10 protein-coding genes are annotated in these 9,156 nt (G+C 39.1%); 2 read left to right on the forward strand and 8 right to left on the reverse strand.

Annotated elements, in window-relative coordinates; all coding sequences use genetic code 11:
* Positions 1 to 74 precede the first annotated feature (74 nt).
* The 3 genes from purB to ASG38_RS10975 form a co-directional block, all read right to left on the reverse strand.
* On the reverse strand, positions 75 to 1,421 hold the full coding sequence (gene purB / locus ASG38_RS10965) for an adenylosuccinate lyase (RefSeq protein ID WP_056070534.1): 1,347 nt from the start codon (positions 1,419 to 1,421) through the stop codon (positions 75 to 77).
* Positions 1,422 to 1,486: 65 nt separating this feature from the next.
* Positions 1,487 to 2,179 carry an NAD-dependent deacylase gene (locus ASG38_RS10970; protein WP_056070537.1) on the reverse strand — a complete coding sequence of 231 codons (693 nt, stop codon included), beginning with the start codon at positions 2,177 to 2,179 and terminating at the stop codon, positions 1,487 to 1,489.
* On the reverse strand, positions 2,176 to 2,535 hold the full coding sequence (locus ASG38_RS10975; RefSeq protein WP_056070540.1) for a helix-turn-helix domain-containing protein: 360 nt from the start codon (positions 2,533 to 2,535) through the stop codon (positions 2,176 to 2,178). Before ASG38_RS10975 ends, ASG38_RS10970 begins: the two co-directional genes overlap by 4 nt.
* Positions 2,536 to 2,662: 127 nt before the next feature.
* On the opposite strand from ASG38_RS10975, the gene ASG38_RS10980 reads away from it, so the two are divergent.
* Positions 2,663 to 3,472 carry a DNA alkylation repair protein gene (locus ASG38_RS10980; RefSeq protein WP_056070543.1) on the forward strand — a complete coding sequence of 270 codons (810 nt, stop codon included), beginning with the start codon at positions 2,663 to 2,665 and terminating at the stop codon, positions 3,470 to 3,472.
* A gap of 23 nt (positions 3,473 to 3,495) precedes the next feature.
* On the opposite strand, the gene ASG38_RS10985 is transcribed toward ASG38_RS10980, so the two are convergent.
* Both ASG38_RS10985 and ASG38_RS10990 read right to left on the reverse strand, forming a co-directional pair.
* A complete protein-coding gene (locus ASG38_RS10985; RefSeq protein WP_056070545.1) occupies positions 3,496 to 4,281 on the reverse strand; it encodes an anti-sigma factor domain-containing protein in 786 nt (261 codons plus the stop codon).
* Complete coding sequence (locus ASG38_RS10990) at positions 4,281 to 4,811, reverse strand: RNA polymerase sigma factor (RefSeq protein WP_056070548.1); 531 nt, start codon at positions 4,809 to 4,811, stop codon at positions 4,281 to 4,283. The genes ASG38_RS10985 and ASG38_RS10990 overlap by 1 nt, the downstream gene beginning before the upstream one ends.
* A gap of 55 nt (positions 4,812 to 4,866) precedes the next feature.
* On the opposite strand from ASG38_RS10990, the gene ASG38_RS10995 reads away from it, so the two are divergent.
* Positions 4,867 to 5,547 (forward strand): RNA methyltransferase, encoded by a 681-nt coding sequence (locus ASG38_RS10995; protein WP_056070551.1) that lies wholly within the window; start codon positions 4,867 to 4,869, stop codon positions 5,545 to 5,547.
* Between the two features lie 8 nt (positions 5,548 to 5,555).
* Here ASG38_RS10995 and ASG38_RS11000 read toward each other — a convergent pair whose 3' ends face one another.
* The 3 genes from ASG38_RS11000 to ASG38_RS11010 all read right to left on the reverse strand — a co-directional run bounded on the left by ASG38_RS11000 (position 5,556) and on the right by ASG38_RS11010 (position 8,954).
* Positions 5,556 to 6,314, reverse strand: a complete 759-nt coding sequence (locus tag ASG38_RS11000) for a carboxypeptidase-like regulatory domain-containing protein (RefSeq protein WP_056070554.1) — start codon at positions 6,312 to 6,314, stop codon at positions 5,556 to 5,558.
* A gap of 86 nt (positions 6,315 to 6,400) precedes the next feature.
* The gene (locus ASG38_RS11005) at positions 6,401 to 8,281 is read right to left on the reverse strand and encodes a DEAD/DEAH box helicase (protein ID WP_056070557.1); all 1,881 of its coding nucleotides are present in this window, start codon (positions 8,279 to 8,281) and stop codon (positions 6,401 to 6,403) included.
* Between the two features lie 100 nt (positions 8,282 to 8,381).
* Positions 8,382 to 8,954 carry a non-canonical purine NTP diphosphatase gene (locus ASG38_RS11010; RefSeq protein ID WP_056070560.1) on the reverse strand — a complete coding sequence of 191 codons (573 nt, stop codon included), beginning with the start codon at positions 8,952 to 8,954 and terminating at the stop codon, positions 8,382 to 8,384.
* Between the last annotated feature and the right edge of the window lie 202 nt (positions 8,955 to 9,156).

Genomic DNA, 9,156 nt, shown 5'->3' on the forward strand with positions numbered 1-9,156 from the left:
AGCAAAAAAAAAATCCCGGGCAGTATTGTATGATTTTGCCCGGGACTTTTTTATAGTGTTTGAATTTTGAAATTTTAGATTCCTAAGTAATTGCTTGGCGTAATTACCAGCAATTCTGCTTTCACGGCATCAGAAATATCCAGAGTTTTGATAAAATTATGGATGGATTCCTTATTCATTACTTCATTGGTTCTTGTAAGCCCTTTTAAGGCTTCGTACGGATTTGGATAGCCTTCTCTTCGTAGGATGGTCTGGATAGCCTCGGCAACAACAGCCCAGTTTTTCTCCAAATCTTCATCAAATTTAGCAGCGTTCAGTAACAGTTTGTTTAATCCTTTCAAGGTTGCTTCAAAACCGATAATCGTATGGCCCATAGGTACGCCTATGTTTCTCAATACTGTGCTGTCCGTAAGGTCTCTCTGTAATCTTGATAAAGGTAGTTTGGCAGAAAGATGTTCAAAAATGGCATTTGCAATTCCAAGGTTTCCTTCCGAGTTTTCAAAATCAATAGGATTTACTTTGTGTGGCATGGCAGAAGAACCTACTTCACCGGCTTTGATTTTTTGCTTGAAGTAATCCATCGATACATAAGTCCAGATGTCTCTGTCAAGGTCAATCAGGATAGTGTTGATTCGTTTCAATGCATCAAAAAAAGCAGCAAAATGGTCGTAATGCTCAATTTGCGTTGTTGGAAACGAATGCTGTAATCCTAACGTTCCTTCAACGAAATCTTTTCCAAACTGTTTCCAGTCAATTTGTCTGTAAGCCACATGATGAGCATTGAAATTTCCGGTTGCACCACCAAATTTGGCAGCAAAAGGAACATTAAAAAGAAGGCGCATCTGTTCTTCCAGCCTTTCTACAAACACAGCTATTTCTTTGCCTAATCGGGTAGGAGAGGCCGGTTGTCCGTGAGTTCTGGCCAGCATTGGCACATCTGCCCATTCGGTACTTAATTCTTTAAGTTTGGCAGTCAGCTCAATCAGCGATTTCAGATATACTTCCTGGAAAGCTTCTTTGGTCGATAACGGGATTGCCGTATTGTTAATGTCTTGAGAAGTCAATCCAAAATGGATAAACTCTTTATATTCGGATAGTCCGAGCTTGTCAAATGCTTCCTTTATAAAATATTCAACAGCCTTGACATCGTGGTTAGTCGTTTTTTCAATTTCCTTTATAGCTTTAGCATCATCAGCGCTAAAATTTTTGTAGATGTTTCTCAAACTGTCAAACAGCGATGCGTCAACAGTTTTTAGCTGTGGCAACGGAATCTGGCAAAGTGAAATGAAATATTCTATTTCAACAAGCACGCGATAGCGAATCAGTGCTTCTTCTGAAAAATAGTGTGATAAGGAATACGTTTTGCTTCTATATCGCCCGTCAATTGGAGATATAGCGTTTAGTTCAGTTAGAGTCGTCATTTTGTGTTGTTATTAAGCGCAAATATACTTTATCTGTCTGAAGTATAAAAGTCAAAAGAATGATATTAGGCAAGCCTAAGCAGCTTTTCTTTTAAGATTTTCATGCCTTCGGAAGCTGTTTTGGGAATAATCTCCAATTCGTTACTCAGGTTTGTAATTCGGGCGGGATTTAAATCGACATAATATAAAGGTGTTCCCGGCTTTGCAAAATCAACGAGTCCTGCTGCCGGATAAACCTGTAATGAAGTTCCTACTACGGCAAAAAAATCAGCTTCGTGTGTGATTCTTACAGCTTCGTCCAAAGCAGGTACTGCTTCGCCAAACCATACAATATGCGGGCGGAGCTGATGCCCGCTAGCGTCCAGATTGCCCAAAAACAAATCGTCTTGCCACTCTATAATATGACGGTGGTTTTGGGTACTGCGTGCTTTTAGCAATTCTCCGTGCAAATGCAATACTTTCGTGCTTCCGGCTCTTTCATGTAAATCGTCTACATTTTGAGTAATGATATGTACATCAAAGTGCTGCTCCAATTCTGCCAGGATTATATGTGCGGCATTTGGCAGGACTTCTTTAAGCTGTTGGCGCCTTTTGTTGTAGAAATCCAAAACCAGGACCGGATTTTTTTTCCAGCCTTCCGGAGATGCGACTTCCATAATGTCGTGGCCTTCCCATAATCCGTCTGAATCGCGAAAAGTTTTAATGCCGCTTTCAGCACTGATTCCGGCTCCGGTAAGTACTACAAGTTTCTTTTTCATACTGTTTGTGTTTCTGTAGTGAGGGGTTCTTTTTCCAATAGTAATTTTCCCCAATCATTTAACTGCCATAAAACCAGAACCAGCTTTTCTCCCAATTCGGTTAAGGAATATTCTACACGAGGTGGCAGTTCGTTAAAAGTTTCTTTGGTTAAGATACCATCTTTTTCCATTTCTTTTAATTGCTGGTTCAATACACGGCGGTCTACCTTGGCAATGCCTCTTAGAAATTCGCTTGGACGTTTTTTACCTTCGTTTATTTGCCACACAATAGGGATTTTCCATTTTCCGGATATGGAATTTACAGCAATTTCTAACGGACAGATTTTATTTTCGGTTGCTCTTTCCTTTGCTTTCATAAAATTGACTTTTTGTTCACCAGGGGATAAAAATATGCGGTATTGCTTATCTGTTCCGGATTTAGGATTTTTACAAAAATAATCAAAGAAAGATTACACGGTGAATCATTTCTGAACAATATAAGTTATGGCAGAAATTAAAAGAAAAGGAGCCCGCTCCGCAAAAGATATTCCCGCAGCCATTTTGGAACAGTTGAACAGTGGCAGGATAGAAACTGTAAATCTTACGGAATGGCTGGTAGTCGACCAAAGAATACTGCTTAAAAATTTGTTGGAAGAAAAAGGAAGGACCTCTTATCTGGCTCCTGTTTTAGAAACTATTGAGCAGTTAAAAAAACAAACGGTCAATACCATCAATGAAGCTATAGGAAAGGGACTTTATCGTGTGGCCTTACAAGCAGGAGACTCTCGTTTTCTGGAGGAAATTGCTACGCATCCTTCTGATTTGGTTCGTTGTTGGGCAACCTATTATATTGCATCTGATAAGAATCATAGTGTAAAGGAGGTATTAGAATTGATAAAGCCATTTGCGGCAGATAACCATTTTGGAGTAAGGGAGATTTCCTGGCTTTCGGTACGAAAATTAATTTCTGCGGATATTAGCAAAAGCATAAAAATCCTTTCAGAATGGACCAAAAACAATGACGAAAATGTAAGGCGTTTTGCCAGTGAGGCAACCCGACCTCGCGGAGTCTGGTGCGAACATATTGATGCGCTCAAACAGCAACCGGAACTGGGACTGCCAATTTTGGAACCCTTGCGTTCCGACAAGGCAAAATATGTACAGGACAGCGTTGGTAACTGGCTCAACGATGCCAGCAAATCACAGCCCAAATTTGTAATGGAACTCTGTGAAAGATGGCGCAAAGAATCTCCGTGCAGGGAAACAGATTATATCATTAAAAAAGCACTTCGTACAATCGAAAACAAAACTTAGTAACTCAGAACCTTAGAGACTAATTAAACTTTCCCCAGAGTATAAAGCTGTCCTAAAGTAGGCGATGGGCTTCCGCCAGCCGGTTCCAGTGTAATCCCGAAAGCCTCGGCTTCTTCTGCCTTTTCAATGGCAAAGAAACGTTTTGTGTTGTCTTTGAAATTATCAAGAAGGCCTATGCTTGTTGGTGTTAGCGGATTGAGCTTTAATGCCCATACCTGATACACCATTCCTTCTGGCGGTTCAGGTAATCCGGACGCATCAATATGCACGGCTTTAGTGGTTTTGTTCCAATAAACTTTTGCGTAAGATAGTGGTGAAACTTCCTGTCCTTCCATTGCTACAGCAGTGTTGCTGTTGTCCCGAATGACGGATAGAGCGGCTTCAGTATTTTTATTCTGTATATTAAGGTCGGTTACAGATTGCTGCAATTTGCTTTTTTCTGTTTCTATAGTCTCGATTGTATCTTTTTTATCTTCTAATTGTACGTATTGGTAACCTACACCAATCATAAGCAATATAGACGCTGCCCATCCCAAATACAAGGCAATGCCAGGTTTTGGTTTTTCTTCTGCTGCTATTCTGTGCTTGAGCATTAATGAGGCACGAATCTTTTCATAATTTTCTGATGAAAGAAAAGGAGCCATGCTCTCAGAGAAATTAATGATAGCTTTTTCGATGGAGATAATTTCATTGCGGATGTCTTCATCATTCCTGGCCATTTCCGTGATTTCACTGAATTCCGGTTCTTCCAATTGTCCAAAGACATATAATTCTAAAATACCTGATTCTATGTATTCTTGTTTGTCCATTATACTTTTAAAAAGTTTCTTAAATCATTGATACAGTTTCTGTTTTGGGTTTTTATAGTTCCTAACGGAATCTGTAATTCTTCCGATGCTTCCTGTTGCGTATAGCCTTTAAAAAATAAAAGGTCGAGAATCTGGATGCATTTAGGCTTTAATTTTTTGACAAATTCCCTGATTCCGATGGTGTCAATTTTATGGTTCAGTTTGTTGCTTTCGTCAAGAAGATGTACGAAATTATCTGACGAGAGGTTTTTTTGCCTGTTGTTAAAGCCTTTGGAACGAAGCCTGTCAATAGAGGCGTTTCGCGAAATATTGAGTATCCATGTGTAGAATCTTCCTTTGGATTCGTCATAGCTTTCGATATTTTTCCATATTTTCACAAAAGTTTCCTGAAGTATATCTTCAGCTTCCTCATGGTCGCGTATCAGATTATAAATGACACTGAAAAGACTTTTAGAATACATATCATAGAGCAGTGTGAAGGCTCTATCGTCTTTTTTATAAATTTGCTTTAGCAATTCTTCCTGAGACATGGCTAGATTTTAGGTAAGCCAATTTAAGGAAACTATTTTATAAAACCATTCATTAATGAAAGAAAAAGTCTGGGAACTTGATTATCTCGCTTATCTGGAAGGATTTCTTACGGAAAGCAGGAAAGAGAAGTTTTTAAAAATATTGGAACAACGCACCAATCATTTTACAATTGCATTGGAAGATGTTTATCAGCTTCATAATACGAGTGCGGTTATGCGCAGTTGTGAAGTATTTGGCATTCAGAATCTTCATGTAGTTGAAGAAAAATACGGTAAGAAGATTGACAAGGAAATTGCTATGGGAGCCCAAAAATGGGTTGATGTAAACCGATACAATTCCAATACAGAATGCCTAAAGACCTTAAAGGAAAAGGGCTACCAGATTATTGCCACTACGCCTCATAATGACTCCTGTTTGTTGCATGAATTTGATATTACAAAGCGTTCAGCTTTGTTTTTTGGTACTGAAAGAGGAGGTCTCTCTGAAGAAGTAATGGAAGAAGCGGATGGTTTTTTGAAAATCCCGATGGTTGGTTTTACAGAAAGCCTGAACATTTCGGTTTCAGCCGCAATAGTAATACAGGACATTACTAGCCGTTTACGTCAATCTGATGTGGATTGGAAACTGACTGAAGATGAAATACTTTCAAGAAGACTGGCCTGGGCGAAAAATTCAATCCGCGATATCAAAAGAATAGAGCAGCGGTATATGGAAATGAATAATATTTCCGGATAGAAATAGGATTATTTCTTGCCTTTCAGGATTTTATACTCTTCGTAGCATTCATTAATCGCATCCATGATTTGCAAATCGTTGGCCGTTTTGATAAATGCTTCAGAGTAGTTGCAACGTTCCAGAATTTCGGCAATTTCGTTAGGAGTAACGCCTAATAAGGCACCTAGAGTCTCCCTGTCGAATTTGGAAGCCAGCAGGTTTTTCACGGCATCATCCTTTTTCATTTCTTTCAGCCTTTTGAGTTCTGTAGGCTTTTTTCCGAAGAAATTGTAAAGCATGTCTGCCGGGTTAAAGATAGAACCTACTACTTTCGAGAAAGCGCCCGGTGAGTATCTTCCCATTTCATAACCTTGTGACAGGCCTGAAATGCTGTATCTGAAATTTTCTTTTATTGGAATAATTTTATAATCGATTTCCAGATATCCGGTTAGGTTGTATTGGTTAATGACCACTTCTTCTAAAGCATAAGCCTTTTCGGTCATTTTAATTTTTGTGCTTTTGGTCTTGAACCAGTCGTTCGTTACTCTTACCTTGATGGATTTGTAACCCAGAGTTGAAATGTGAAGTGTATCGTTTACTTCGGCAACCAATTCAAAGTAACCGCTAGCATTTGTTGTTGTTCCTTTAACCTTGTTGAGGTTAATTACGCTAACATCTGCGAGGGGGAGCAAAGTATTGTCGTTTATTACTGTAGCCGAAATTTTTGTATCCTGTGCAAAAGCAAAAGAGGTTACGAAAAAGAAAAAGAAAACTGCAAAATATCTCATAGCCTTGTTAGAAGCGTTAAAAGTAATAAAACTCTTTAAGATATTTTGCAGTCTGTTTATAATTATAAGAAAATTAACTAAAAGGTTTAGTCTCTTCTAGTCCTTCTTGCTTTCGGAAATTCCGATCTGTTTTCAGAACGTCTTGGGAAGCGTTCAGAAAATCCACCTTCCCTTTTTGGTCGGTCTGAAGAAAAGCCTTCGCTTCTACGTCCGGGTCTGTCTGATGATCCGCCTCTGTCGCTTCTGAATCCTCCTTCTCTTCTTGGAGCAGAATTTCTGTCGCTTCTGAATCCACCGCCACCGCCAGATCTGTTTCCTCTGCCGTTGTGGTCTCTTCTGGAGCTGTTTCTGCCACCTCCGTCATTTTTAGAGATTTCAACATTGATTCTTCTTCCGTCCATTTCGATTCCGTTCAATACATCCATAACTTTGTCTGCATGTTCAGCATCGGTGTTAAAGAAAGAGAAACCTTCTTTTACGTCTACTTTGAAAACGTCGTCGCGTCCTAATTCTAACGTTTCTTTCAGGAAGTCTTTTAATGACATCCAGTCGAAATTATCTCTGGAGCCAATGTTCACGAAATAACGTACTGCACCACCTTCTCTTGAAGCACCTTCACCTGAAGGACGTCTTTCTCCGGCTGATTGTGCAGAAATATCTCTGTTTTTCTTGTAGTAGTTGATGAAACGGTTAAATTCTACCGAAACCATTCTTTTGATAAGCTCTTCTTTTGTTAGGGCTTCAAAAACGTTGTTGATTGCCGGAAGATAATTGTCAATTTCATGATCTACTTCTGTATCCTTGATTTTGTTAGCTAAGTGCAACAACTGGATTTCACAGATTTCGATTCCGGAAGGAATTGGTTTTTCTTCAAATTTCTGCTTGATAATTTTTTCAATAGCAGAAATTTTACGCAATTCGCTTTTAGTTACAATTACGATAGAAATTCCTAGTTTTCCCGCACGTCCGGTTCTTCCGGAACGGTGGTTATAGGTTTCTACTTCATCCGGAAGTTGGTAGTTGATTACGTGAGTCACGTTGTCAACATCAATTCCACGTGCCGCAACGTCTGTCGCTACAAGCATCTGGATTTGTCTTCCACGGAATGATTTCATAACGCCATCACGCTGTGCCTGAGATAAATCTCCATGCAATGCAGCAGCACTGTATCCGTCTTCTATTAATTTTTCAGCAACTGCCTGTGTGTCTCGTTTCGTACGGCAAAACACCACAGAAAATATATCCGGATTAGCATCAGCCAATCTTTTCAATGCCTCGTAACGATCACGGGCATTTACCAAATAAAATTCGTGTGAAACTGTAGCAGAACCAGAGTTTTTGGTTCCAACAGTAATTTCTAATGGTTCGCTCATGAATTGTCTTGCAATCCTAGCTACTTCAGCCGGCATTGTAGCCGAGAATAACCATGTGTTTTTGTCGTCTGGTGAAGTTGAAAGGATGTTTACGATATCATCATAAAATCCCATGTTCAACATTTCGTCTGCTTCGTCAAGTACGCAATAGCTGATTTGTGAAATGTTCACCAATCCTCTATTGATCATGTCTTGCATTCTTCCCGGGGTAGCCACAACAATTTGTGCTCCTCTCTTAATTTCCCTAGCCTGCTCTGTAATGCTGGCACCGCCATAAATCGCAACTACATTAATACCTTTTTCGTACTTAGAGTAGTTTTTGATTTCATTTGTAATCTGCAAACAAAGTTCGCGTGTTGGTGATAAAACCAACGCCTGAGTATTTCTATTGTCGGCATCAATCTTTTGGATAAGCGGAAAACCAAACGCTGCTGTTTTCCCTGTCCCTGTCTGAGCCAACGCAACCATGTCTGTGTCTTGTGCCAATAATAGGGGAATCGCTTTTTCCTGCACCTCTGTCGGATTTTCAAATCCTAGATCTAAAATCGCCCTCTGCAGCGACTCACTCAATCCTAATTGTTCAAATTTATTCATATATTTATTTAAAATAGGGTGCAAAGGTACGTTTAATATATCATTAAAACTAATGCAAAAATGAAGTTTATTTTTTTATGAATAATTGAAAATCAGAAAGTTATTTTTTTAGATGCTTTATAAGTTGTCTTACAGCTTGCGCACGATGGCTTACAGCGCCCTTTTCTTCGAGTGAAAGTTGCGCAAATGTGTAGGAAAAACCATCAGGAAGAAATACCGGGTCATAACCAAAACCATTCGTTCCCCGTCGTTCTGTGATGATAGTTCCAAATATTTTTCCGGTAAATAACGTTTGCTGACCCTTTAGGTTCAATGCAATAACGGTTTTAAAATTGGCTTTTCTATCAGCTTTATTGTCCAGTTCCAGTAACAGTTTGTCAATATTGTCCTGATCGTTTTTCTGTTCGCCGGCATAACGGGCAGAGTAGACGCCGGGAGCGCCATCCAAGGCATTGACTTCCAGTCCTGAATCATCAGCAAAGCAGTCGTAACCGTAGTTTTTGGTAACATAATCTGCTTTTAGGATAGCATTGCCCTCAATTGTGTCTGCGGTTTCAGGAATATCTTCATAACAACCAATATCTTCCAGGCTCAATATCTGTATGTCATCAGGAAGCAGGTTTTGTATTTCTTTAATTTTGTTTTTGTTGTTGGATGCGAAAACGAGCTTCATGATTTAGGGTTTGTGATTTAAGATTTATGATTTATGAATGCAAATGTACTTCAATAGAAAGTTTTGGGAACTATATTTAAGATTTGTGATTTAAGATTTATGAATGCAGATGCGTCTTAAAATTTATTTTTGATTTGAGATTTTTGATTTACGAACATCATGAAGTGGACTTCAATCCCAAATCTAAAATCTTATATCTGAA

The organism is Flavobacterium sp. Leaf359 (assembly GCF_001423985.1).
GTDB lineage: Bacteria > Bacteroidota > Bacteroidia > Flavobacteriales > Flavobacteriaceae > Flavobacterium > Flavobacterium lindanitolerans.